The sequence below is a fragment of the Pseudomonas sp. BJa5 genome, from assembly GCF_030272875.2.
GTDB lineage: Bacteria > Pseudomonadota > Gammaproteobacteria > Pseudomonadales > Pseudomonadaceae > Aquipseudomonas.
In genome coordinates this window covers 48,188-72,916 of sequence record NZ_JALRNG020000017.1, presented here as the reverse complement: position 1 = coordinate 72,916, position 24,729 = coordinate 48,188, and the positions used below count along the sequence as shown (strand labels likewise).

Sequence of the window (24,729 nt, the reverse complement as noted above, 5' to 3'; positions counted from 1 at the left end):
TTAGCGACCGGCGCGGGATTCACGAATATAGAAACGGGCCTTCTGGGCCTTGTTACTGCACCCTTCGAAGGCTTCGAACTGCTGCTGGGTCTTGGCCCCGGTCAACAGCGACAGCGCCTTGGAGTAACTGACAGTACCGGCAAAACCTTCAGCCTTGGCCAGGTCGAGCTCCTTCCATGCCGCGTCCAGCTGGTTGGCGCAACTGTCGCGATAGGCAGTCTTGCCAGCGCACCCCGTCAGTACCAGGGCAATCAGGGGCAGGCAGATCCAGGCTTTCATCAGTGACTCCTTCAAAAGAAATGTTCAGGGTGGCGCGTTCGACGACAACAATAAAAAAAAGTGCCCTGCAAAGCGTAGCGCAGCGCGTATGACGATTGAAGCACAGACACGAATGGGCGCATTGTTAGACCAATGAAGCACAACAACCGGGGGCCATCATGAGCAAACGCGTGGCATTGGTGCTGGGCTCGGGCGGGGCACGTGGCTATGCGCACATCGGGGTGATCGAGGAGCTGGAGCGGCGCGGCTACGACATCGCCTGTATCGCCGGCTGCTCCATGGGCGCGGTAATTGGCGGCATCTACGCCGCTGGCAAGCTTGAGGAATACCGCAACTGGATCGAGAGCCTGGACTACCTGGACGTGCTGCGCCTGGTGGATGTGAGCTTCCGCCTGGGGGCCATTCGCGGCGAAAAGATCTTCGGCCAGATCCGCAAGATCGTCGGCGAAGTGAACATCGAAGAGCTGCGCATCCCCTACACCGCCGTGGCCGCCGACCTCACCAACCAGCAGGAAATCTGGTTCCAGGAAGGTTGCCTGCACCAGGCCATGCGCGCCTCGGCAGCGATTCCCAGCCTGTTCACCCCGGTGGTACAAGGCAACCGCATGCTGGTCGACGGCGGCATCCTCAATCCCTTGCCGATCATTCCGGTGGTGTCCAGCCACTGCGACCTGATCATCGCCGTGAACCTCAACTCCACCAACCAGCGTCAGTACCAGTTGCCGGTGATCGAACGGCCTGCCGCCTTCAAGCTACGCTTCGACAACCTGATCAGCTCGCTCGGCTCGCACCTGCCATTCCGGCGCAAGCCGGCCGAAGAGCTGATGCGTATCGAGCAGGAGCTGGCGCCCGGGGCTGCACAGATTCCCAACCCCTGGCTCAGCGATGCGGCCAACCCGGAGGCCCAGCAACCGGCTGCGGCTCCCGAAAGCGCCGGCGCACCGAAGTCGGCGACCGGCTCGTTCATCATCGACAACGTCGGGCCGGCGTCGCTGCTGGACCTGATCAACCAGAGCTTCGAAGTGATGCAGACCTCGTTGGCCCAGTACAAGATCGCCGGCTACCCGCCGGATGTACTGATCAACGTGCCCAAGCGGGTATGCCGGTTCTTCGAGTTCTACAAGGCCCCGGAGCTGATCGCCCTGGGGCGGGAGATTGCCCGGGATACGCTGGAGAACTACGAGGCGGAGCGGCGTTGAGCTTCAGGGCCTCATCGCCGGCTATGCCGGCTCCCACAGGGCCAGGTGCAAACTGAACCCTTGTGGGAGCCGGCATAGCCGGCGATAGGGCCGCCGGCGATTATTCCGGCCCCACCAACCGGTACCCCACTCCCGGTTCGGTAATGATGAAGCGCGGTGCCGTCGGGTCGTCCCCGAGCTTCTGCCGCACATGGCCCACGACGATGCGCAGGTAATGGCTGTCATCGACGTGGGTCGGCCCCCAGATATCCTTGAGCAGTTGCTGCTGGGTAATCACCCGCCCCGGATGACTCGCCAGTTGCGCCAGCAGCGCGTACTCCTTGCGGGTCAGGGCAACTTCCACGCCGTCCAGGGTCACCTTGCGAAACGCCAGGTCCACCGTCAACGGCCCGAAGCTGGCAGCCGCCTGGGCACTGCTGGCCTGGGGCACCTGGCGCAACAACGCACGCACCCGGGCGAGAAACTCCTGGATGCCGAACGGCTTGGTCACGTAGTCATTGGCGCCGTTGTCCAGTGCCTCGACCTTCTGGATCTCGCTGGCCCGCACCGACAGCACCAGCACCGGCACCGGGCTCCATTCGCGCAGCTCGCGCAGCACCTGCTGGCCGTCCATGTCCGGCAGGCCGAGGTCGAGCACCACCAGGTCGGGCCGGGCCAGGGCTGCCTGGGCCAGGCCTTCGGCCCCGGTGGCGGCTTCGATCACCTTGTAGCCCTGGGAGCTCAGGCTGATACGCAGGAACTTGCGGATCTGCGGTTCATCGTCGATGACCAGCAGGGTTGCGATCTGGCTCATGGGGCTTCGCTTTCAGGCTCGGGCTGGGTCGGAAGCGGCAAGCATAATGTGATGCAGGTGCCACGGCCATCGATACCGTCATCGACCCGGATATGCCCGCCATGGGCGCCGATCATGCCCTGGCAGATCGCCAGGCCCAGGCCCGTGCCCTGCCCGCCCCGATCCCCCCGGGCGGCGGTGTAGAACATGTCGAAGATCTTCTCGCGATCGGCCAGGGGGATGCCCGGGCCTTCGTCGCTGACGGCGAAATGCAGCTGCTCGTCCACCACCCGTACCTGCAGGGCCAGGCGGCCGCCCGCCGGGGAAAACCGCGCGGCGTTTTCCAGCACATTGACCAGCGCCTGCTCGATCAGTGCCGCATGCACGAACAACAGCGGCAAGCCGTCCGCCACCTCGGTGCTGACCTGCAACGGTGCCAGTACCACGCGCAGGCGATTGAGGGCACTGCCGACGATGTCGGTGGGCGCCACCCAGTCGCGGGCCAGCTTCAACCCGCCATGGCCCAGGCGGGTCATGTCCAGCAGGTTCTGGATATAGCGGTCCAGGCGCTCGGCTTCGTTGCGGGTGCCTTCGAGCAGCTCCTGGCGATCGGCGCGGGGGATCGCTTCACCCAGGGCCAGCAGGCTGTCGATGCTGCCGCGCATGGCGGTCAGGGGGGTGCGCAGGTCATGGGACACCGAAGCGAGCAAGGCGCTGCGCAGCTGTTCGGTTTCGCCATGCAGGCGCGCCGCCTCCAGTTGTTCGGCCAGGCGCGCCCGGGCCAGCGCCTGGGCCAGGGGTTGGCTCAAGGCCTTGAGCAGACGCCGGCGTGGGGGCGTCAGGCTCTGGCCCTGGCGCGGGCGCACCCCGAGCAGCGCCAGGCGCGACTCGTCCAGCGACAGCGGCCACCACCACCAGCGGCCATTGGGCAGGGTATCGCTGCCCAGCCCCGCGGCCTGGTCATGTTGCCAGGCCCAGTCAGCGGCAGCGCGCTCGTTGTCGGTGAACTGCGGGTTGCCGCCGCTGACCACCTGCAAGCGCCCTTCCACATCCCGCTCCAGCAGGCACACCTGCACATCGCTCCAGCCGTCCAGGTGCTGCCCGGCAGCATTGAACACCGCCTGGCGGTCGGTGGCGGCGGTGAGCTTGCGCGACAGGTCGAGCAGCTGGTTGGTCTGCTCCTGGGTTTCGTGCAGCGCCTGCAGCTGGCGACGCTGGCGGGCTGCCAGGTTGCCGGTGAGCGCCGCCATCAACAGAAAGAACAGCGAGGTCAGGACGTCTTCTTCGCGCTGGATGTTGAAAGAGAAATTCGGCGGAATAAACAAGAAGTCATAGGCCAGGAACGACAGCACCGCACAGGCCAGCGCCGGCCCCAGGCTGCTGCGCACCGCCACCAGCAACACCGCCGCCAGGAACACTAGCGAGATGTTGGGCAGCGGCAGGACACCCGCCACGACCCAGGCCAGCCCGGAGGCCAGCAAGGTGGCGACCAGGGCCAGCAGGTAGTGCCGCCAGACCCAGACTTTCTTCACCACGGCGCCTGGAGGCTCGGGCTTGTCGTCACGGTCAAGGACGTTGATTTCCAGGCCATGGGCCTCGCGCAACAAGCGGGTAGCCACTCCGGCGCCGAACAGTCGACGCCGCAGGCGATCGCGGGACTGGCCGACCAGCACCAGGCTGGCACGGCGCTCAACGGCATGCTGGATCAGGGTCTGGGCCACTTCGCCGGCACGCAGCAGCACCACCTCGCCGCCCAGGCGCTCGGCCAACTGCTGGGCCGCCTGCAGGCGCTGGCGGGCGGTTTCGTCGCGCAGTCGGCCGTTGTCGACATGCACCAGGCTCCAGGGCAGGTGCCGCCGCTGGGCCACCCGGCTGGCGTGACGCACCAGGCGCTCGGCCTGGGCATCGCCATCGACACCGACCAGCAAACGTCCACGCAGGGTCGGCGCATCCTGGCCAAGCTGGCGGTAACCGTGGGCCAGGTCCGCATCGACCTGGGCTGCCGCCGTCTGCATGGCCAGCTCGCGCAAGGCGGTCAGGTTGGTCTGGCTGAAGAAGGCATCGATGGCCGCCCGCGCCTGCTCCGGCACATAGACCTTGCCCTCGCGCAGGCGCTCGAGCAGCTCGCGTGGCGGCAGGTCGATCAGCACCAGTTCGAAGGCTTCCTGCAGCACCCAGTCCGGCAGGGTTTCGCGCACCTGCACGCCGGTGATGCCGCGCACCTGGTCGTTGAGGCTTTCCAGGTGCTGGACGTTGACCGTGGTGTACACATCGATGCCGGCGGCCAGCAGCTCCTGCACGTCCTGCCAGCGCTTGGCGTGGCGACTGCCGGGGGCGTTGCTGTGGGCCAGCTCGTCGATCAGCGCCAGCTGCGGCGCGGCCTTGAGCAGGCCATCAAGGTCCATTTCCTCCAGCTGCACGCCGCGGTACTCCGAGCGCAGCAAGGGCAACTGCGGCAGGCCGGCGAGCAAGGCTTCGGTCTCGGCCCGGCCATGGGTCTCGACCACCGCCGCCAGCACCTGCACACCCTGGCGCAGCTGGGCGTGGGCGGCCTGGAGCATGGCGTAGGTCTTGCCCACCCCCGGCGCCGCGCCGAGGAACACTTTGAGGCGGCCGCGCCCTTCGCGCGGTAGCCCGGCCAATAACGCATCGGCGCGTTCGGAATTGCTCTCGCTCACTGCTTGTCCTTACCTGGAAACCGGGGCCAGCCGTTCGACGGCGGCGTTCAAGGCCAGCACATTGACCACCGGCGGGCCGATCAATGGCTGCAGGGTGGACTGCTCGACCAGCGCTTGCAAGGCCTGCGTGCTGACCTGCCGCGCCGCCGCCACCCGTGGCAACTGATAGGCCACCGCCGCAGGCGACAAGTGCGGGTCCAGACCGCTGCCGGAAGTGGTCAGCAGGTCCAGCGGCACCGCGCCCTGGCCTTCGACATACTGCTGTGCGGCGCTCTGGCCGACACGCTCGGCCAGCGCCGGGTTGCTCGGTGCCAGGTTGCTGGCACCGCTGGCGACGGTGGCATAGTCGCCGGCCGAAGGACGCGCCTGGAACCAGGCGTCGCCCTTGAAGCCCTGGGCGATCAGCAGCGAGCCGCGCACCTGGCCCTGGTCGTCGTGCAGCAGGCTGCCATTGGCCTGGTCGGGGAAGGCCACCTGGGCCACCCCGGTGACCACCAGCGGGTAAGCCGCACCGGTGATCAGGGTCATCAACAGGATCAGGCTAAAGGCCGGACGTACGTAAGTGCTCATGGTCATCTCCTTGGTCTCAGACCAGTTGCAAAGCGGTCAGCAGCAGGTCGATCAGCTTGATCCCGGCGAAGGGCACGATCAGTCCGCCCACCCCATAGATCAGCAGGTTGCGCCGCAGCAGGTGCGCAGCGCTCGCCGCCTGTACCCGCACCCCGCGCAGGGCCAGGGGAATCAGCACGACGATGATCAGGGCGTTGAAGACGATCGCCGAGAGAATCGCGCTCTGCGGGCTGCTCAATTGCATCAGGTTGAGCGCCCCCAACTGCGGGTAGATCGCCGCGAACAGCGCCGGCAGGATGGCGAAATACTTGGCCACGTCGTTGGCGATCGAGAAGGTGGTCAGGGCGCCACGGGTCACCAGCAGTTCCTTGCCGACCTGGACCACATCCAACAACTTGGTCGGGTCGCTGTCCAGGTCGACCATGTTGGCCGCCTCGCGCGCCGCCTGGGTGCCGTCGTTCATGGCCATGCCGACATCGGCCTGGGCCAGCGCCGGGGCGTCGTTGGCGCCGTCACCACACATGGCCACCAGGCGCCCGTCGTTCTGCTCCTGGCGAATACGCGCCAGCTTCTTCTCCGGAGTGGCTTCGGCCAACACGTCGTCGACCCCGGCTTCGGCGGCGATGGCGGCGGCGGTCAGCGGGTTGTCGCCGGTCACCATCACGGTGCGGATGCCCAGCTTGCGCAGTTCGGCAAAGCGCTCGCGAATCCCCGGCTTGACCACGTCCTTGAGGTGGATCACGCCCAGCAGACGCTGATCGACACAGACCAGCAAGGGCGTACCGCCGCTCTGGGCGATCTTGTCCACTTCGCGGGACAGGGACGCCGGCATCTCCAGGCGCTGCATACCGACGAAAGCCAGTACCGAATCCACCGCGCCCTTGCGGTAGCGACGCTGCTGGTAGTCGACGCCGGAGAGCCGGGTCTCGGCGCTGAAGGCCACCGGGGTCAGTTGCCCGGCATCCGGTTCATTGAAGTCGTGCAACTGGCGCAGGTATTCGACGATCGACTTGCCTTCGGCGGTGTCGTCGGCCAGCGAGGCCAGCAAGGCACCCTCGCCCAGCTCCCTGGAGGTCACCCCGGGGGCAGCCTGCAGGGCGCTGCAGCGACGGTTGCCGAAGGTGATGGTGCCGGTCTTGTCGAGCATCAGCACATGCACGTCACCTGCCGCCTCCACCGCCCGCCCGGAACGGGCGATCACGTTCAGGCGCACCAGGCGGTCCATGCCGGCGATACCGATGGCCGACAGCAGGCCGCCGATGGTGGTCGGGATCAGGGTCACCAGCAACGCCACCAGGAACACCAGCGGGATGCTGCCGCCAGCGAAATGGGCGAACGGCTGCAAGGTCACCACGACCACCAGGAAAATCATGGTCAGACCGATCAGCAGAATGTCCAGGGCGATCTCGTTGGGGGTCTTCTGCCGCTTGGCACCTTCGACCAGGACGATCATGCGGTCCAGGGTCGACTCACCAGGGTTGCTGGTGATGCGGATCAGCAACCAGTCGGAGACCAGCCGGGTGTTGCCGGTGACCGCCGAACGATCGCCGCCGGACTCGCGGATCACCGGCGCCGACTCACCGGTAATCGCCGCCTCGTTGACCGCGGCAATCCCTTCGAGCACCTCGCCATCGCCGGGGATCATTTCCCCGGCCATGACCTTGACCACATCGTCCTTGCGCAGATGAGTGGCAGCCACTGTTTCGAAACCGCCCGAGGCGCTGCGGCGGCGGGCGCTCAGGCCCTGGCTGCCGGCCTTGAGGCTGTCGGCGCGGGCCTTGCCACGGCCTTCGGCCAGGGCTTCGGCAAAGTTGGCGAACAGCACGGTGAACCACAACCACAGGGCGATCTGCACCGCCACCGCCGTGGGCACGCCGCTGTCGGGCAACAGGCACAGCAAGGTGGTGAAGATCGCGGTCAGTTCCACCACCAGCATCACCGGCGAGCGCTTGAGCTGACGCGGATCGAGTTTGACCAACGCCTGCACCAGGGCCGGGCGCCACAGCGCGGCAAAGCTTGTCCCTGCCGCCGTGGCCTTTGCTGCTTTCACTTCGGGAATCGGCATGTTCATGAGTTGCTCCTTAGAAACCCAGGCTCAAGTGTTCGGTGATCGGGCCAAGGGCCAGGGCCGGCAGGAAGGTCAGGCCGCCCACCAGCAAAATGGTGACCAGCAGCAAGGTGACGAACAGCGGGCCGTGGGTCGGGAAACTGTTCTGCCCCACCGGCGCGCTCTTTTTCAGCGCCAGGCTGCCCGCCAGGGCCAGCACCGGCAGGATGTAGCCGAAGCGGCCGATCAGCATGCCCAGGCCCAGCATCAGGTTGTGGAAGGTGGTGTTGGCGCCCAGGCCGGCGAAGGCCGAACCGTTGTTGGCGCTGGCCGAGGTGTAGGCATACAACAGTTGGCTGAAACCGTGGGCACCGGGGTTGCTGATCGCCGCTGCCGGCCCCGGCAGGCTGGCCGCCAGGGCACCGAGCACCAGCACGCCGACCGGCATCACCAGCAGGGTCGCCACCAGCAATTGCACCTCGCGGGCCTGGAGCTTCTTGCCCAGGTACTCGGGGGTGCGGCCGATCATCAGGCCGGCCAGGAACACTGCGATCAGCACGTTGAGCAGCATGCCGTAGAGCCCGGCACCGACGCCGCCGAAGATCACCTCGCCGACCATCATGTTGACCAGCGCGACCATGCTACTCAGCGGATTGAGGCTGTCGTGCATGTTGTTCACCGAGCCGTTGGAGGCGGCGGTGGTGGTCACGGTCCAGAGCACGCTGGCAGTGGTGCCGAAGCGGCTTTCCTTGCCTTCGAGCGGCGCCGTCTGTTCGACCTGCGGGTTGTTCAGGGCCGGGTTGGGCTGGTTTTCGGACCACAACGCCGTGGCACCGCCGATCAGGAACAGCGCCAGCATGCAGGCGATGATCGCCCGGCTCTGGCGCAGGTCCTTGACGTAATGGCCGAAGGTGAACACCAGGGCCACCGGGATCAGGATGATCGACGCCACTTCGAACAGGTTGCTCCAGGCCGTCGGGTTCTCGAACGGGTGCGCCGAGTTGACGCCGAAGAAGCCGCCGCCGTTGGTGCCCAGTTGCTTGATGGCGATCTGGCTGGCCGCCGGGCCCAGGGGGATGGTCTGCTCGCTGCCTTGCAGGGTCAGGGCCTGGACATAGTCGCCGAAGGTCTGCGGCACGCCCTGCCAGACCAGCAGCAAGGCCAGCAGCAGGCACAGCGGCAGCAGGCCGTAGAGGGTGGCGCGGGTCATGTCGACCCAGAAGTTGCCCAGGGTGTGCGCCGAGCGCCGGGCGATACCACGGCACAGGGCGACCAGCACGGCAAGGCCGGTGGCGGCGCTGACGAAGTTCTGCACGGTCAGGCCAAGCATCTGGCTCAGGTAGCTGACCGAGGCTTCGCCGCTGTACGCCTGCCAGTTGGTGTTGGTGACGAAACTCACTGCCGTGTTGAACGCCAGCGACCACTCCTGCCCCGGCAGGTGCTGCGGATTGAGCGGCAGATGGCCTTGCAACAGCAATACAGCGAACACCAGGATGAAACCGGCCAGGTTGAAGGCCAGCAGGGCCAGGGTGTACTGCTTCCAGTTCTGCTCGCTGTCGGCCTTCACGCCAGCCAGCTTGTAGCAGCCGCGTTCCACCGGCCCCAGCAGCGGCGACAGCCAGGTGCGCTGGCCTTCCATCACCTTGTAGTAGAAACGCCCAAGCCCTGGCGCCGGCAGCAGCACCAGGGCGAAGAACGCCAGCAGCAACGCATAATCGTAACTGTGCATGGTCGCTCCTAGCCCCGGTCGGCGCGCAGCAGCGCGACCATCAGGTAGATCATCAACGCCACTGCCAGCAGCAGTGACACCCCGTCCAGAATGCTCATGAAAACTCTCCGTCCTTACGGCAGGTCGCCGTTGACGGTCATTGTCGGTAGAGCGGCTGTAAAGGGACGAGACCGGGACCTGCGCCCGGGCATAAAGAATGCGTAAAACTACGCCTTCAGTGCCCTGCCGAGGCCCGCCACTGAGGTGGCTGCACGTAGCCGGCGGCCCAGTCGACCACCGCCTCGGGCGGCATCGGCCGGGCGATGCCATAGCCCTGGGCGACATCGCAGCCCAGGCCCATCAGCAACTGGCCGTGCTCGACGGTCTCCAGGCCTTCGGCGATCACCTGGCGACCGAAGGCCCGGGCCAGGCCGATCACCGCCCGGGTCAGGGCCAGGTCGTCGTGGTCATTGAGAATGTCGCGCACGAACGACTTGTCGATCTTGATGGTCCGGGTCGGCAGGCGCTTGAGGTAGCTCAGGGACGAATAGCCGGTGCCGAAGTCATCCAGGGACGACTGCACCCCCAGGCGCTGGCAGGCCTCCAGGCACTGGCTGACCCGCTGGATGTTCTCGATGGCTACCGACTCGACGATTTCCAGGTCGAGCATCTGCGGCGCCACCGTCGGGTGACGCGCCAGCAAGCGTTGCAGGCGCTCGACAAAGTCGGCGCGCTGGAAATGTCGGGCAGCGATGTTCACGCTCACCGGCCACGCATGCCCGGCCTGCTGCCAGCGCTGCATCTGCGCCAGGGCCTGGGCGATCACCCACTCGCCGATATCGACGATCAGGTCGGTCTGCTCCACCAGCGGCAGGAATTCCGCCGGGGTCACCAGCCCCTTGAAGGGATGCTGCCAGCGCAGCAAGGCCTCGAAACCCAGCACCTGCCCGCTGCGCATGTTCACCTTGGGTTGATAGTGCAGGCACAGCTCGCCCTTGATCAGCGCGTGGCGCACCCGTGCCACGGTCTGGTGGGTGGCCTTGACCTCGCGGTCGGCCGACACGTCGAACAGGTGGTAGCGGTTGCGCCCGCTCTGCTTGGCGACGTATAGCGCCTGGTCGGCGTGGCGCAGCAGGGTGTCGGTGTCCTCGTTGTCGAGGGGGAACAGGGTGACGCCGATACTGGCGCTGACGCTGACCTCGCGCTCACGGATCACGTAGGGCGTAGCCAGGGCTTGCAGCACTCGCTCCAGTGCGGCCTGCAGCTGTGCCGGCTCCTGCACCTCGCGCAGGATCAGCACGAACTCGTCCCCCGAGAGCCGCGCCACGGCATCGCCGCCGCGCAGGATCGCCTTCAGGCGCGCGGCCACTTCCACCAGCAGCAGGTCGCCACTGGCATGACCATAGCCGTCGTTGACCGCCTTGAAGCCGTCCAGGTCGAGCATGCACACCGCCAGGGGCGTGTCCTCGCGACGGGAGAACTCCAGCGCCTGGTTGAGCAGGTCCGACAGGTAGGCGCGATTGGGCAGGCCGGTCAGCACGTCATGGCCGACCCGCCATTGCAAGGTATGCAGCAACTGCCGCTTTTCGGTGACGTCGAAGCGGATCGACACGTACTTGCGTACCCGCCCGCTGGCCGGATCGATCAGCGGCACCATGGTGCTGTCGACCCAGTACAGCGAACCGTCCTTGGCCCGGTTGCAGATCTCGCCCTTCCACACCCGGCCGGCGACCAGGGCGCGCCACATGCCGTCGAAGAAGTCCGGATCGTGCAGGCCGGAATTGAGGATGCGGTGGTTGGCGCCCAGCAGCTCGTCGCGGCTGTAGCCGGAAATACTGCAGAACTGCTCGTTGACGTAGGTGATCCGGCCACTCAGGTCGGTTTCAGAAAAGATCGCGGCCGCATCCACGGCCGTGCGGTAGTTATCGTCCATGAAAATCTCGTTGTCCCGGGGTCTAGCGGTTGAAGCGCTCGACCAGGGCACGCAGGCCCGAAGCAATACCCTGCAGTTCAGCCCCGCGGGTGGCGGCGGCATTGGCGTTCAGCGCGGTGTGCTGCACGGTGCCGGCCACGTTGTTGATCTGTTCGGACACCGTTTCGGCGACCGATGATTGTTGCTGGGAGGCCGCGGCCATCTGCTGGCTCATGTCGCTGATGCAGGCCACCGCGTCGCGGATACCCCGCAGCGCCTGCTGCGCCTCCAGCACCCGGGCCACGCCCTGCTCGGCTTCGTCGATACCCAGACTGGCGATCTGTACCGCCTCATCGGCGCCGCTACGCAGGCTGTCGATGATACCCTGAATCTGCAAGGTCGACTGCCGGGTCTTGCCGGCCAGTGCGCGCACCTCATCGGCGACCACGGCAAAACCGCGCCCCTGTTCACCGGCACGCGCCGCTTCGATGGCGGCATTGAGCGCCAGCAGGTTGGTCTGCTCGGCAATCGCGCGGATCACCTCGGCGGCCAGGGAAATGTCCTGGGTCTGCCCGGCCAGGTGGGTCACCGCCTGGTTGATCTGGCGAACGGTGCTGGCCAGCAACTGAATGGCCTCGCGGGTCGCCCCGGCCACTTCGCTGCCCTGCCCGGCCAGTTGATTGGCGGTGTGGGCTTCACCGGCGGTCTGCTGCACGTGCAAGGCGACCTCGGCAATCGAGGCGGCCATCTCGGTCATGGCCGCGGCGGTCTGGTCGGTTTCGGCGCGCTGTTCGAGCAAGGCCGTTTCAGTGTGCCGGGACAAGCGGCTGGAGTCGCTGGCCGCCTCGCTCATCTGCACGGCCAGGTCGCTCAGGCGCGTCAGGGCGGTCTTGAGCCGCGCCTGCTCGCTGATCAGGATCATCTGCAACTGCGCCGCCGGGCCCACGTCATCACTGTAGGTCAGGGCGACGATCGGGTCGGCGAAGGCGTTGCCCGCACTGCGGGCGATCTGCTGCAACTGCTGGTCCAGGCGCTGATGGGCCCACAGGCCGAGCGCGCCGAACAATCCCAGGGTGATGCCGTGGGCCGGCCAGCCGGGCAGCCACTGTTGCACGCCGATCGCCACTATGCCTGCCAGCAGCGGCACGCTGGCTACCCGGGCGAACCCGGCCACACGCCGAGCACCGGATACCGCCGCCTTGCCGGCGCGCAAACGGGCATACAGCGCCTCGGCGCGCCGCACCTGCTCGCGGGTCGGTTTGACCCGCACCGACTCGTAGCCGACCACACGGCCGTTTTCCAGGATTGGCGTGACGTAGGCACTGACCCAGTAGTAATTGCCGTTCTTGCTGCGGTTCTTGACGATGCCCATCCAGCTCTTGCCGGCCTTCAGGTATTGCCACATCTGCCGAAATACCTCGGCAGGCATGTCCGGATGGCGCACCAGGTTGTGCGGGCTGCCGATCAGTTCTTCCTGGCTGAAGCCGCTCATGGCGGCGAATTCGGCGTTGCAGTAGGTGATGTTGCTGGCGGTGTCGGTTGCAGAAATCAGCCGTTGATCCTCGCCGAAAGTCTGTTCGACCGAGGTGACCGGCAGGTTGAAACGCACGTTGAAATTCCTTCTGCTGCGGTCTGCATCCAGGCGCAGACCCTTCATCCGACATCGAAAAGAGCGCTCCATCAGGCGTTGCGCTCGCGCTGGATAAGCGGCACGCCCCTGTCTGGAACTTGATGGTTTTTGACCTGTCAAGATAATCTATTCTACGAATACCATCACATTTTGCAACCAAATGTGATGGCTTTTGACGTTGCCTGCGACTTATGTATATCGGTAAGTTCTTGATTCCAAATAGGAATTAATTGATGACACATTCAAGTTTGGGTCCGGCCATCAAGCGTTACCGCAAGGTCGCGGGGCTTACTCAGGCTGAACTGGGCGAGCGCACAGGCTTCGACCCCAAGACCATCAGCCGTTTCGAAACCGGCACCTACACCCCCAGCATCGACGCCCTGCTGATCTTCGCCGAAGTACTGGGCATCAAGCTCAAAGCCTTCTTCGCCGAACAGGACGACGAGGACGATCAGCGCGCCTACCTGTTCGACGTCATCCACAAAGCCCCACCCCAGGCCCTGGGCGACCTGATCAACGCCGTCGACCTGGTGTTGTCCAAATCCTGAACCTTCACGGCCGCCCTATTGGCATCAACTGGTCAGACCGGTAAAGCCAATTCCCATCCTTTTATCCGAAAACCCCTTGCGATCGCGAGAAAACCGCGCCTACACTGAGCACGCACTGGACATACCGGTAAGACCACAATAATTAAGTCCTCCGCTCTTTCGCCTCCGGGCACCGAAGCAAGGACACCGACCAGAGATCCCTCCCATGCTCAAATGGTGCTCGCGTTCGATCTTTCTCCAAGTAGTGCTCGGCCTGGTGCTCGGCATCGCCTGTGGCTTGAGCTTTCCTGAAGTTTCCCTGCAGCTCAAACCCCTGGGTGACGGCTTTATCAAGCTGATCAAGATGCTCATCGGCTTGATTGTGTTCTGCGTGGTGGTCAGCGGTATTTCCGGTGCGGGGGACCTGAAGAAGGTCGGGCGGATCGGCCTGAAATCGGTGATCTACTTCGAGATCCTCACCACCATCGCCCTGGTCATCGGCCTGGTGTTCGCCTTTACCTCCGGCATCGGCAGCGGCGCCAACATCCATCTGGACCAGTTGGCCAGCGCCGAAGCCAGCAACCTGGCCGAGCGTGGCCAGCACATCCACGGCACCGCCGCCTTCCTCATGGATTTGATCCCCACCTCGGTGGTCGGTGCTTTTGCCGACAACAACATCCTCCAGGTCCTGCTGTTCTCGGTGCTGTTCGGCAGTGCGCTGAACCTGGTCGGTGAAGCGGCCTCGGGCATCTCGCGGCTGATCAACGAGCTGAGCCATGTGATCTTCCGCATCATGGGCATGATCGTGCGCCTGGCGCCGCTGGGTGTGTTCGGCGCCATCGCCTTCACCACCAGCAAATATGGCCTGGAGTCGCTGCAGCACCTGGGCGGCCTGGTGGCGTTGTTCTACCTGACCTGCATCGGCTTCGTGCTGCTGATCCTGGGTACCGTGATGCGTCTGTCGGGCCTGCGCATCCTGCCGTTCATCAAATACCTGCGCGAAGAGCTGACCATCGTCCTCGGCACCGCCTCGTCCGACGCCGTGCTGCCACAGATCATGCGCAAACTGGAGCACCTGGGCATCGGCAATTCCACCGTCGGCCTGGTGATTCCCACCGGCTATTCCTTTAACCTCGACGGCTTCTCGATCTACCTGACCCTGGCCATCGTCTTTATCGCCAATGCCACCGGCACGCCCCTGGCCATGACCGACCTGTTGACCATCCTGCTGGTGTCGCTGATCACCTCCAAAGGTGCCCACGGCATCCCCGGTTCGGCGCTGGTGATCCTCGCCGCCACCCTCACCGCCATTCCCGCGATCCCGGTGGTCGGCCTGGTGCTGGTGCTGGCAGTGGACTGGTTCATGGGCATCGGCCGCGCCCTGACCAACCTGATCGGCAACTGCGTGGCCACCGTGGCCATCGGCAAATGGGAAGGCGATATCGACATGGAACGGGCCAACAATGTACTGGCCGGCAAACAGGGCTACAGCTTTGCCCAGCGCAAAGGCCAAGCCACCCATCAACAAGAGTTCTGAGTGAACGGGCCGGTGCCCTGGCGCCGGCCCGGCAAGCGTGAAACCGATCTCAGGGAGTGAACCGTGATCAGCTCATCAACCGTCGTCAACGCCGTGGTAGAAAAACTGCGCCAGGCCCTGGACCGGGGCCAGTGGCGCTCCGGCGAAATGCTCCCGGGCCAGCGTGAACTGGCCGAGCAACTGGGCATCAGCCGCCCCAGCCTGCGCGAAGCGGTCACCGTGCTGGAAACCTTGGGCCTGGTGCGCTCGCTGCCGGGCAAGGGTGTGCTGGTGCTGGAGCCGGGCAGCGTCGAAACGGCGCCCGTGGCCAACACCGTCGCCGAGGCCAGCCTGGAAGATGTGCTGCAACTGCGCTACACCCTGGAGCCATTTATCGTCGGCCTGGTCGCCCAGTCGATCAGCAGCAAGGAAATCGGCCAGCTGCGCCTGACCCTGATGGACATGCGCGAAGCCCTCGAGGCCCAGGACAGCGAAGCCGGGGTCAATGCCTACATCGCCTTCCATGAAGAGCTGTTTACCCTGACCGCCAACCCGATCTTCCAGAACGTGGTGCAGCAGACCAGCAACGCCCTCAAGCAGAGCGCCGATGTGCTGCGCAACTCGCCCGAGCACCTGGCGGCGCGACTGGAAGAAAACGAAGCGGTGGTTCGCGCCATTCGCAACAAGAACAGTGCCCAGGCCAGCGCCCAGATGCGCCACCATATCCTCCAGGAAGGCCTGCGCATGGGTATCGAACTGAAGATCCCGGACGAACATCCGGTCAAATGATCAGAGGAGTGCAGTGATGAACACCAGCGCCCAAGCCCCTGCGACCACCCTGCCGCCCCTGCTGGCCCATGGCGAGGTACGGCTGTCGGCCGAGCAGATCTACCCGCGCCTGTTCGACGCCATTCTCGAACAGCGCCTGGCACCGGGCAGCGCCCTGCCCGAGCAAGCCCTGGGCGAGGCGTTCGGAGTCAGTCGCACGGTGATCCGCCGAGTGCTTGGCCGCCTGTGCGACCAGCAGGTGATCGTCCAGCGCCCCAGCCACACCGCCCGTCTGGCCGCCCCCGACCCGCAACAGGCGCGGCAGATCCTCAGCGCCCGGCGCCTGGCCGAAACCACCCTGATCAGCCTCGCCGCACAGCGCTCGCGCCCGGCCAAGATCCGCCAGCTGCGCGAACTGGTGGCCCGCGAGCGCCAGCACCACGAACAGGGCCAGCGCTGCACCGCCATTCGTCTGGGCGGCGAGTTTCACCTGAAACTGGCCGAGATCGCCAACAATGCCCCGCTGACCCGTTTTCTCAACGGCCTGGTGCCGCAGACCTCGCTGATCATCGCCCAGTACGAAGCCCGCCCCTGCAGCCACTGTGCCTGGCAGGAGCACGCGGCGATCATCGATGCGCTGGAACAGGGCGATGGCGACAAGGCGCTGGCATTGATGCACGAGCACCTGGACCATATCGAGGCCAAGCTCGACCTGCAGGACTGAAACGCACAGGGAGGCCGGACCTATACTAAGGTAACCAAGCCGGTACGCCTGACTCTTCACAGGGGGCTGCGATGTGAATGCGCGTTCCCCGCTCACCTTCCTCCTGCTCACCCTGTTGTTGGTGCTGGGCGGCTGCGCGTCACGGGAAAAGCCCGTCGAGCCGCCGCCGGTGCAACTGAGCCCGGCGACCTGGGAGCAGATCGACCGGGAAATCATCGACGCCTCCCTGGCGGCCACCAGCTCGGTCAATGATTACGCGAGGCGCTCCATGCGCGTGTGGAAAGATCGGGTGCAGCAGTACACCGAAAGCAATTTCATCCCCTGGTTCACCGGCTACTGGACCCAGCAATGGCTGACCATGAAGGTGGCCTGGTACAAGATGAACAGCAAAAATGCCGACGACGCGCCGGATAAGCGCCTGGCCCTGTACCTGCAAGAGCAGTACCACGAGCGCGTACTCGACCAGGTGGCCAAGGAGATCAACCCCGAAGGCATCCGCGATCGGGCCATGGAACTGTACCTGCAGTTGCTCGGCCAGCAACTGCAACAGATCGCCCAGCGCTACCGCGCCCCCGCCGAGCAGTTCAACCTGCGCCTGACCCGCATCCAGGCCATCAGCCTGGCGCCCCCCAAGTCCAACGATGCCTCGCTCTACCAGTTGCTGTTCGCCAAGTCGCTGTCCGAACAACCGGCCTGGGTCGCGCTGCACAAACGCATGCACAGCGCCGTGCGCGCCGGCACCCAGCGCTCGGACATCGGCCTGTCGTCGGTGGCGCGCCAGGCCAGTGAAAAGCTCGGCGCCACCCTCGCCCCGCGCGGCATTGCCAGCGCCGTGGCCGCCGCCGTGGGCCGCGCCGCCGGCACCCTGATCTCGCTGGCGGCCACCGGCTACAACGTGGTGACCCACAACCAGGAACAACCGGCGATGATCGAGCAGCTGCGGGTGATCCTCAACGTGGCGCTCAACCAGGAATGGCGCGACCTCATGGATAACCGCAAGACCGGGGCCATGGCCGGGGTCTACTACCTGTCCGGCGAGATCGAGGACAACCTGCTGGGTGCCACGCGCCTGCAGGACAATCCCGACAGCAACGCCAACACCGACACCGACACCGACCCCACTCCCAGCTCTGGCTCTGGCCCTTCCGATACCGGCTCGCTCTACATCAGAATCCCGGCGCAATAGCCTCAGGCGGCAACGCGCGGGTCGTCCTTGGCCTGGGCCGAGGTCGGCAGGCCGAAGATGCGATCGAACAACCAGTTGTAGAGGAAGGTGTAGCAAGGAATGAGAATGATGAAGGCCAGGTCCACCAGCAAGGCTTCCAGCAGGCTCATGTCCAGCCACCAGGCGATCAGCGGAATCAGGTAGACCACCAGGGTCAGCTGAAAGCCGACGGCATGCGCCAGCCGTCGCGCAACACTGCGGCCACGGGTGGCCTGGCGGCTTTCCCAGTACTCGAACAGGGTGTTGTAGATGAAGTTCCAGGCCATGGCGATGGTTGTGATCATCACCGCCAGCGGCCCGGTATTGCTCGGCGCGCTGTCCGACAGGTAGGCCAGGCCCAGGGTCGACATGCACAGGCCGATGGCTTCATAGGCGGTCACGTAGACCAGTTTGCGTTTGACACCTTGCACCGGGTTACCTCATGAGCTGTAAAGCCGGTGAGGATGCGTCAATCTTCTTGACAGCCAAAGTCAGCAGCTATCAGATTGACTGATAGGAGATTGACCTTTGAATTTTTCCAGCGACAACATCGAACTCTTTCTCGCCGTGCTCGACGGCGGCTCCTTCTCGGCCGCCGCCCGCGCCCTGGGGCGGGTGCCTTCGGCGGTGAGCATGGCCATCGGCAACCTTGAGGCCGAGCTGGGCTTCGCCCTGTTCGAACGCAGCCACCGGGAAACCCGGCCCACCGCCCTGGCCCGGGCACTGGAGCCCCACGCCCGGCTGATCGCCGCCCAGCTTGGGCAATTGCAGGTACACGCCCTGGAACTGTCCCAGGGACTGGAGAGCACCCTGTCCATCAGCGTGGTCCCGGATATCGACCATGGCCCGCTGCTGGCGGCAATCACCCGGATCAGCGAGCGCTATCCGTTGCTGCAGGTGGAAGTGCTCAGCGCCCCACAGGAAGAAGCCCTGCACCTGCTGCACAGCGGCCGGGTCAGCCTGTGCCTGGCCTTTGCCGGGCTGGCGGTTGATCCGCAGCAACGCTTCCAGAACATTGGCATGGAGTCGCTGGTGGCGACCATTTCTCCCCACCACCCTGCCCTGCAAGGCCAGCCCCGGCAGATCGCCTACCTCGAAGACCTGGTCAATGTCCGGCAGATCGTGGTGGCCAGCCGCGACCTGCCGATCAGCGATACTCGCGCCCTGATCGGCAAGGCCCACTGGCGCACCGACAGCCTGGCCATGGCCCTGGAAATGGTCGAAGCGGGCCTGGGCTGGGGCGATTTTCCGCTGTCACGGGTGGCACCGCTGCTGGCCGCCGGGCGCCTGCTGCGCCTGGACTTCAAGAACACCCGCAATGAGCTGCAGCTGCCGGTGCATGCCTTCTGGCGTCACAACCAGCCACTGCAGAAGGCTGCACAGGAACTGGTGAAGCTACTGTAGGAGCGGGCTTGCCCCGCGATTGGGCCCATGCCTGCCACAGCGTAATCGCGGGGCAAGCCCGCTCCTACAGGGCTGCGGCAATCTGTCCTTCAACCTTTGCGCAAATCAGCCGATACCCGTCGGGATAGGTACGAGCATCGCCACAAGCAGCGCTCGGCATTTCTCTTTACTGGCACAAGGTCTCGGAACATGAACCTGAAATTTCGCCACAAGATCCTGCTGTGCGCTTGCAGCGTCGTGGTTCTGGCATTTGCATTGTTCACCCTCTACAACGATTACCTGCAACGCAACACCATCCGGCAGAACATCGAATCCTCAGTCAAGCAGGCCGGCGCCCTGACCGCCAGCAGCGTGCAGAACTGGATGGGCGGGCGCATCCTGGTGCTGGAAAACCTCGCCCAGGACGTCGCCCACCAAGGCGCCCGGGCCGACCTGCCAGGCCTAGTGGACCAGCCGTCGTTCACCAGCAACTTCCAGTTCACCTACGTCGGCCAGGCCAACGGCGTGTTCACCCAGCGCCCGGACGCGAAAATGCCCGACGGCTACGACCCGCGCCAGCGCCCCTGGTACAGCGCTGCCGTGGCCGCCAACCAGACCATGCTGACCCCGCCCTACATGGCCGCCGTCGGCGGCCTGGTGGTGACCATCGCCATGCCGGTCAAGAGCAAGGCCAACGGTGAGCTGCTGGGCGTGGTCGGTGGCGACCTGAGCCTGGGCACCCTGGTCGACATCATCAACGCCGTGGACTTCGGCGGCATCGGCCACGCCTTCCTGGTCGACCGCAGCGGCCAGGTGATCGTCAGCCCCGACAAGGGCCAGGTGATGAAGAACCTCAAGGACATCTACCCCGGCAGCAGCCTGCAGGTGGCGCCGGGCATCCATGACGTGACCCTCAACGGCCAGGATCGGATCATTTCCTTCGCCCCGGTCAGCAACCTGCCGTCGGCCGACTGGTACATCGGCCTGTCCATCGACAAGGACAAGGCTTATGCCGCGCTGAGTCAGTTCCGCACCTCGGCGATCATCGCCATGCTCATCGCCGTGGCGGCCATCACCGTGCTGTTGAGCCTGCTGATTCCGGTGCTGATGCGCCCGCTGACCACCATGGGCCGCGCCATGCAGGACATCGCCCAGGGTGAAGGCGACCTGACCCGCCGCCTGGTGGTGGAAAACAAGGACGAATTCGGTGAACTGGCCGGCGCCTTCAACCAGTTCGTCGAGCGCATACACGCCTCGATCGCCGAAGTGTCGTCGGCCACCCGCCAGGTCCACGACCTGTCCGAGCGGGTAATGAGCGCTTCCAATGCCTCGATCATCGGCTCCGAAGAACAGAGCATGCGCACCAACAGCGTGGCGGCGGCGATCAACGAGCTGGGCGCCGCCACCCAGGAAATCGCCCGCAACGCCGCCGATGCCTCGCAGCACGCCAGCGGCGCCAGCGAGCAGGCCAACGATGGCCGTCAGGTGGTGGAAGCAACTATCTCGGCGATGACCTCGCTGTCGCAGAAGATCAGCGAATCCTGCGCCCAGATCGAGACCCTCAACGCCAGCACCGACGACATCGGCCAGATCCTCGATGTGATCAAGGGCATCTCCCAGCAGACCAACCTGCTGGCCCTGAACGCAGCGATCGAAGCGGCCCGCGCCGGTGAAGCCGGACGTGGCTTTGCCGTGGTCGCCGACGAGGTGCGCAACCTGGCGCACCGCACCCAGGAGTCGGCCGAAGAGATCCACAAGATGATCACCACCCTGCAGGTCGGTTCCCGCGAGGCGGTGCACAATATGAACGCCAGCCAAGTGTCGAGCGAGGAAAGCGTGATGGTCGCCAACCAGGCCGGCGAGCGCCTGGGCAGTGTCACCCAGCGCATCGGCGAGATCGACGGCATGAACCAGTCGGTGGCCGCCGCCACCGAAGAACAGACCGCCGTGGTCGAAAGCCTGAACCTGGACATCACCCAGATCAACGTGCTGAACCAGCAGGGGGTGGCCAACCTCAATGACACCCTGCGCCATTGCGATGCCCTGGCCCAGCAGGCCGGTCGTCTCAAGCAACTGGTCGACAGCTTCAAGATCTGATCGAAGGCCCTGGCGAGGGCGCTTGCCGTCCTCGCCAGGCGCTTGCCGCTACACCGTCACCGCGCGTTTGAAACGACCGATCCGCAGCCAGCCGACCAACACCGCCAGCATCAGCACGAAGCCCAGGTAACCGAAGAACGGGTAGACCTGGCCGACCAGGCTGATAAAGCCGATCAGGCTGCAGACGAACGCCGCCACCCCCGCCGCCACCGACCCCATCCGGAAACTGCGCGTCCCCGCCGGCAACAGCCGGGCCATGAACGAATACAGCGTACCCACGGCCGTGTTGACGATCATGCCGAAGATGATCACACACATCACCACACCCAGGGCCGGGGAGATTTCGCTGGCGATCGAGAGCATCGGCATCGGCAGATCGGCCACGCTGTCGAGCCGCGACAACAGGCCGGCGCTCATGATCAGCATCAGGCCACCCAGCGCGGCACCGCCGAGGATACCGCCCCAGACCGCGGTTTTCTCGAAGCGCGCCGAACCCCCGAGAATCGCCAGGATCGGCGTGCCGGCGACGATGTTGTACGACACATAGAGAAACGCCCCCAGCAACCAGTGACGGGTGCCAGCTTCCTGCTGGCTGGCCACCGCGTTCAGCTCGCTGAAACTCAAGCTGCGGGTGAACAACGCATACAGGGCGATGGCACTGGCGACCAGGATCAGGAACGGCGTGACCGCCCCGATCAGGACGATCACCTTCTGCACATCCAGGCACACCACCGCCACCACCAGCGCTGTCACCAGGATGCTGCCGGTCAGCGCCGGAACGCCGAACTGCTGCTCAAGCAAGGCACCGCCGCCGGCGAGCATCACCACCGTCACGGCGAACATGAAGAAGGTGATCAACAGGTCGATGAACAAGCCCAGGTGACGTCCGCAAATGGCGTACACCACATCCTTGTGCGAGGCTGCCTGCAGGCGATTGCCCAGGCCCGCCAGGGCCATGCCGAGGAAGGTGAACAGCGCCGCACTGACCAGCGCGCCGAGCAGCCCCCAGAGGCCGAAGTCGACGAAGAACAGCAGCAACTCACGCCCTGACGCGAATCCCGCACCCACGATGACACCGATGAAGGCACCGGCAATTTTCAGCTGTTCCCGCATGTCCGAATCCTCTGGTCTATAGCCCTTTGCGAGCCTTGTTGTTCTTGTCCAGTGCGGCGCCGGGATGGCGCGCAGTCATCAGTCCTGGCCGATCCAGGCCTGCACTTCGATCTCTACATCCACCCCCAGGGCAAGCCCGGCACTGACCGTGGAACGTACCGGGTAACCCTCGGTGAAAAACTCTTTGTAGACTTCGTTGAAACCGGCGAAATGGACCATGTCCGACAGCCAGACGGTGGCCTTGATCACCTGGCCGAAACCGACGCCGCACTCGGCCAGGGTCTCGCCGATACGTTCGAGGGTGGCGCGGGTCTGGGCCTGGATATCGCCACGCACCACCTCCCCTTCGCGGCTCATGGGCACCTGGCCTGAGAGGAACAGGAAGCCGCCGACCTTGATCGCTTTGGAGAAGGGAAACGGCAGGTTGCTGGGGATACGCTGGATGCTGGTGCTCATGGAAAACTCCTCGATGAGTGATTAACGAAAACGCGCGGGCGACAAGCGTTGCGGCTCGACACCTTCGGCGATCAGGGCCGCGGGCAACGGCTGCTCGAGCAGCAGCGCCGCGGCCAGTTGCGAAACACCGGCAGCCGACTGGATGCCATAGCCACCCTGGGCCGCCAGCCAGAAAAATGCCGGTTGTCCGGGCTCATGACCGATCACCAGGTCGCCGTCGGCGACGAACGAGCGCAGCCCGGCCCAGGTGTGGCTGGGGCGGCGAATACTCAGGGTGGTCATGTTTTCAATGTTGTAGATACCCAGCGCCACATCCAGCTCCTCGGCCATCACGTCCTGGGGCGCGACCGGATCGGCATTGGCCGGGGAGCCGAGCAACTGCCCGGCATCGGGTTTGAAATAGAAACTTTCGTCGACACCGATCACCGCCGGCCAGCGGGCGAAGTCCTGGTCTTGCGGGCCTTCGAAGGTGAAGGCACTGCGCCGGCAGGGTTGCAAGCCAACCGGTTGCACGCCACAAACCCGGGCCACCTCGTCGGCCCAGGCGCCTGCCGCGTTGATCAACTGACGCGCCTGCACCCCGCTGCCATCGGCCAGGCTCAGGTGCCAGAGGCCGTCCTCGAAACGACCTTCGACCACCTCGGCATGACAGCGCAGCTGGCCACCGGCCTGGCGGAAGCCGCGCAAGAAGCCCTGGTGCAAGGCATGTACATCCAGGTCCATGGCACCCGGTTCATGCACCGCGCCGGCAAGGGTTTCGCCACGCAGGCTGGGCACCAGCGCCAGGGCTGCCGGGGCATCGAGCAGGCTGACCGCAGTGCCGTTGGCGAGGTTCTGCGCATAAGTGCTGGCCAGCAGTTCCTGCTGTTCAAGGTTGGCGACGTACAGGCAGCCCCGCGACTCCAGCAGCGGGTGCTCGCAGAACCCGGCCGGCGGCGCCTCGTAGAAGCTGCGGCTGGCGCGGGTCAGGGCCTGGATCTGCGCCGTGCCGTAGGCCTCCATGAACATTGCCGCCGAACGGCCGGTGGCGTGGTAGCCCGGCTGGGCCTCACGTTCGAGCAGCAACACCTGCTGCCCGCCGACCAACCGGTAGCCCAGGGACGCACCGGCAATACCGGCACCAATGATCACGCTGTCGAACGTCTGGGTCATATCCATGCCACCGCCTGTTGGGAAATACAAAATTATCACTTATGAGAATTCTAATATATGAGAATTTAGAAATACGCAAGCGGCCACGGTAAGATGCCTGCCCGTAAAGACAGACCGAGATCCTTGATGAGTGCCGACCGCTCCCCTGCTGCCGACCGCCCTGGCGCGCTACCTTTGATCGACCGTGGCGAAGTCGGCGCGCGTCTGCGCCAGGTGCGCAAGGGCCAGCAACTGACCCTCAAGCAACTGTCGGAGCGCTCCGGGGTGCCGGTGTCGACCCTGTCGAAAATGGAACTGGCCCAGGTCTCGGTCAGCTACGAAAAACTGGCGGCTGCGGCGCGGGCGCTGAATGTCGACATTGCCCAGCTGTTTCGCTCCTCCGGCGTGGGCGACACACCGGCGCCGGCCACCGTGGTGGTCGACTCACTGCCGGCCGCGGCGGGCTACAGCACCGGTACCTATGACTACCATCCGATTGCCGGGGCCTTTCCCGAGCGACTGATGACGCCGATGTATGCGCGGATCATTGCCCGCGAGCGGCAGCAGTTTGACGAATTCATCCGCCACCCCGGCCAGGAATTCGCCCTGGTGCTCAGCGGCCGGGTGCGGATCGAGTTCGAGACCGGCGAAGCGGTGAGCATCGGGCCGCAGGAGACGGCGTACTTCAACAGCAATGTCGGGCATATCTACCTGTCGGAGACAGACGATGGCGGTGATGCCCATGTGATGGTGGTGATGACCGATCGCTGAACGCCCCACGATCGACCGCAAAGCCCTCGCGATCCACTACCTCGATACAGCAGAAGCTGAAAACCGGGTCAGTTTTTAGCAACGATTCCCAACCAGGCGACAGCGGTTACGGCAGGTACCTGTTCAAAAAGTTTGGATCCTAAGTGGAATCTGCCCACAGCCATATCCGACAAGGCCTACAGGAACTTTTTCACGTTCTGCGGCAGCCGTCGTGAATACCTCTCATCTTGACGCTTCTATCGCC

Annotated in this window: 22 protein-coding genes and 2 pseudogenes; 10 read left to right on the top strand and 14 right to left on the bottom strand. The window is 65.0% G+C overall.

The features are described 5' to 3' along the window. Complete coding sequence (locus tag M2D63_RS12195) at positions 1–279, bottom strand: hypothetical protein (RefSeq protein WP_285863172.1); 279 nt, start codon at positions 277–279, stop codon at positions 1–3. A gap of 158 nt (positions 280–437) precedes the next feature. Here M2D63_RS12195 and M2D63_RS12190 point away from each other — a divergent pair, with 158 nt between their 5' ends. Further along, a complete protein-coding gene (locus M2D63_RS12190) occupies positions 438–1,478 on the top strand; it encodes a patatin-like phospholipase family protein (protein WP_285863171.1) in 1,041 nt (346 codons plus the stop codon). A gap of 100 nt (positions 1,479–1,578) precedes the next feature. Here the strand turns inward: M2D63_RS12190 and M2D63_RS12185 are convergent, their stop codons facing one another. From M2D63_RS12185 to M2D63_RS12145, 9 genes and pseudogenes are all read right to left on the bottom strand, one after another. Then, positions 1,579–2,271, bottom strand: coding sequence for a response regulator (locus M2D63_RS12185; RefSeq protein WP_285863170.1), 693 nt, complete (start codon positions 2,269–2,271; stop codon positions 1,579–1,581). Next, a complete protein-coding gene (locus tag M2D63_RS12180; RefSeq protein WP_285863169.1) occupies positions 2,268–4,928 on the bottom strand; it encodes a sensor histidine kinase KdpD in 2,661 nt (886 codons plus the stop codon). Before M2D63_RS12180 ends, M2D63_RS12185 begins: the two co-directional genes overlap by 4 nt. Positions 4,929–4,937: 9 nt before the next feature. After that, complete coding sequence (kdpC, locus tag M2D63_RS12175) at positions 4,938–5,498, bottom strand: potassium-transporting ATPase subunit KdpC (protein WP_285863168.1); 561 nt, start codon at positions 5,496–5,498, stop codon at positions 4,938–4,940. 16 nt (positions 5,499–5,514) lie between these two features. Then, positions 5,515–7,569: a potassium-transporting ATPase subunit KdpB gene (kdpB, locus tag M2D63_RS12170; RefSeq protein ID WP_285863167.1), complete on the bottom strand. Its 2,055-nt coding sequence runs from the start codon at positions 7,567–7,569 to the stop codon at positions 5,515–5,517. A 10-nt stretch (positions 7,570–7,579) separates the two neighbouring features. Further along, the gene (gene kdpA / locus M2D63_RS12165) at positions 7,580–9,274 is read right to left on the bottom strand and encodes a potassium-transporting ATPase subunit KdpA (protein WP_285863166.1); all 1,695 of its coding nucleotides are present in this window, start codon (positions 9,272–9,274) and stop codon (positions 7,580–7,582) included. 8 nt (positions 9,275–9,282) lie between these two features. Further along, positions 9,283–9,372 (bottom strand): K(+)-transporting ATPase subunit F, encoded by a 90-nt coding sequence (gene kdpF / locus M2D63_RS12160; protein WP_105642480.1) that lies wholly within the window; start codon positions 9,370–9,372, stop codon positions 9,283–9,285. Positions 9,373–9,488: 116 nt separating this feature from the next. Further along, the gene (locus M2D63_RS12155) at positions 9,489–11,186 is read right to left on the bottom strand and encodes a bifunctional diguanylate cyclase/phosphodiesterase (protein WP_285863165.1); all 1,698 of its coding nucleotides are present in this window, start codon (positions 11,184–11,186) and stop codon (positions 9,489–9,491) included. 22 nt (positions 11,187–11,208) lie between these two features. Further along, on the bottom strand, positions 11,209–12,279 hold the full coding sequence (locus M2D63_RS12150; RefSeq protein WP_405309896.1) for a methyl-accepting chemotaxis protein: 1,071 nt from the start codon (positions 12,277–12,279) through the stop codon (positions 11,209–11,211). A 213-nt stretch (positions 12,280–12,492) separates the two neighbouring features. Next, positions 12,493–12,657: pseudogene (locus M2D63_RS12145) on the bottom strand (PAS domain-containing protein); the annotation flags it as partial. Positions 12,658–13,028: 371 nt separating this feature from the next. Between M2D63_RS12145 and M2D63_RS12140 the strand changes: the two are divergent. From M2D63_RS12140 to M2D63_RS12120, 5 genes are all read left to right on the top strand, one after another. Next, positions 13,029–13,343 (top strand): helix-turn-helix domain-containing protein, encoded by a 315-nt coding sequence (locus M2D63_RS12140; protein WP_285863163.1) that lies wholly within the window; start codon positions 13,029–13,031, stop codon positions 13,341–13,343. Positions 13,344–13,548: 205 nt separating this feature from the next. Beyond that, entirely contained in the window at positions 13,549–14,859 is a 1,311-nt protein-coding gene (locus M2D63_RS12135) for a C4-dicarboxylate transporter DctA (protein ID WP_285863162.1), read from the top strand. A gap of 63 nt (positions 14,860–14,922) precedes the next feature. After that, complete coding sequence (locus M2D63_RS12130) at positions 14,923–15,627, top strand: FadR/GntR family transcriptional regulator (protein WP_285863161.1); 705 nt, start codon at positions 14,923–14,925, stop codon at positions 15,625–15,627. 16 nt (positions 15,628–15,643) lie between these two features. Then, entirely contained in the window at positions 15,644–16,330 is a 687-nt protein-coding gene (locus M2D63_RS12125; protein WP_285863160.1) for a GntR family transcriptional regulator, read from the top strand. Positions 16,331–16,403: 73 nt separating this feature from the next. After that, positions 16,404–17,516 (top strand): hypothetical protein, encoded by a 1,113-nt coding sequence (locus M2D63_RS12120; protein ID WP_285863159.1) that lies wholly within the window; start codon positions 16,404–16,406, stop codon positions 17,514–17,516. 2 nt (positions 17,517–17,518) lie between these two features. Here the strand turns inward: M2D63_RS12120 and M2D63_RS12115 are convergent, their stop codons facing one another. Beyond that, complete coding sequence (locus M2D63_RS12115) at positions 17,519–17,965, bottom strand: PACE efflux transporter (RefSeq protein WP_285863158.1); 447 nt, start codon at positions 17,963–17,965, stop codon at positions 17,519–17,521. A gap of 97 nt (positions 17,966–18,062) precedes the next feature. On the opposite strand from M2D63_RS12115, the gene M2D63_RS12110 reads away from it, so the two are divergent. The 3 genes and pseudogenes from M2D63_RS12110 to M2D63_RS12100 all read left to right on the top strand — a co-directional run bounded on the left by M2D63_RS12110 (position 18,063) and on the right by M2D63_RS12100 (position 21,014). Further along, on the top strand, positions 18,063–18,938 hold the full coding sequence (locus tag M2D63_RS12110; RefSeq protein WP_285863157.1) for a LysR family transcriptional regulator: 876 nt from the start codon (positions 18,063–18,065) through the stop codon (positions 18,936–18,938). 189 nt (positions 18,939–19,127) lie between these two features. Next, positions 19,128–20,111 (top strand): annotated as a pseudogene (locus tag M2D63_RS12105) (cache domain-containing protein); the annotation flags it as partial. A gap of 117 nt (positions 20,112–20,228) precedes the next feature. Then, positions 20,229–21,014, top strand: coding sequence for a methyl-accepting chemotaxis protein (locus M2D63_RS12100; RefSeq protein ID WP_405309894.1), 786 nt, complete (start codon positions 20,229–20,231; stop codon positions 21,012–21,014). A gap of 48 nt (positions 21,015–21,062) precedes the next feature. Here M2D63_RS12100 and M2D63_RS12095 read toward each other — a convergent pair whose 3' ends face one another. The 3 genes from M2D63_RS12095 to M2D63_RS12085 form a co-directional block, all read right to left on the bottom strand. Next, a complete protein-coding gene (locus M2D63_RS12095) occupies positions 21,063–22,127 on the bottom strand; it encodes a hypothetical protein (protein ID WP_285863155.1) in 1,065 nt (354 codons plus the stop codon). 78 nt (positions 22,128–22,205) lie between these two features. Further along, positions 22,206–22,583 (bottom strand): RidA family protein, encoded by a 378-nt coding sequence (locus tag M2D63_RS12090; RefSeq protein WP_285863154.1) that lies wholly within the window; start codon positions 22,581–22,583, stop codon positions 22,206–22,208. A gap of 21 nt (positions 22,584–22,604) precedes the next feature. Continuing rightward, positions 22,605–23,735, bottom strand: coding sequence for an FAD-binding oxidoreductase (locus M2D63_RS12085; RefSeq protein ID WP_285863207.1), 1,131 nt, complete (start codon positions 23,733–23,735; stop codon positions 22,605–22,607). A gap of 126 nt (positions 23,736–23,861) precedes the next feature. Here M2D63_RS12085 and M2D63_RS12080 point away from each other — a divergent pair, with 126 nt between their 5' ends. After that, entirely contained in the window at positions 23,862–24,485 is a 624-nt protein-coding gene (locus tag M2D63_RS12080; RefSeq protein ID WP_285863153.1) for a helix-turn-helix domain-containing protein, read from the top strand. The last annotated feature ends 244 nt before the right edge of the window (positions 24,486–24,729 follow it).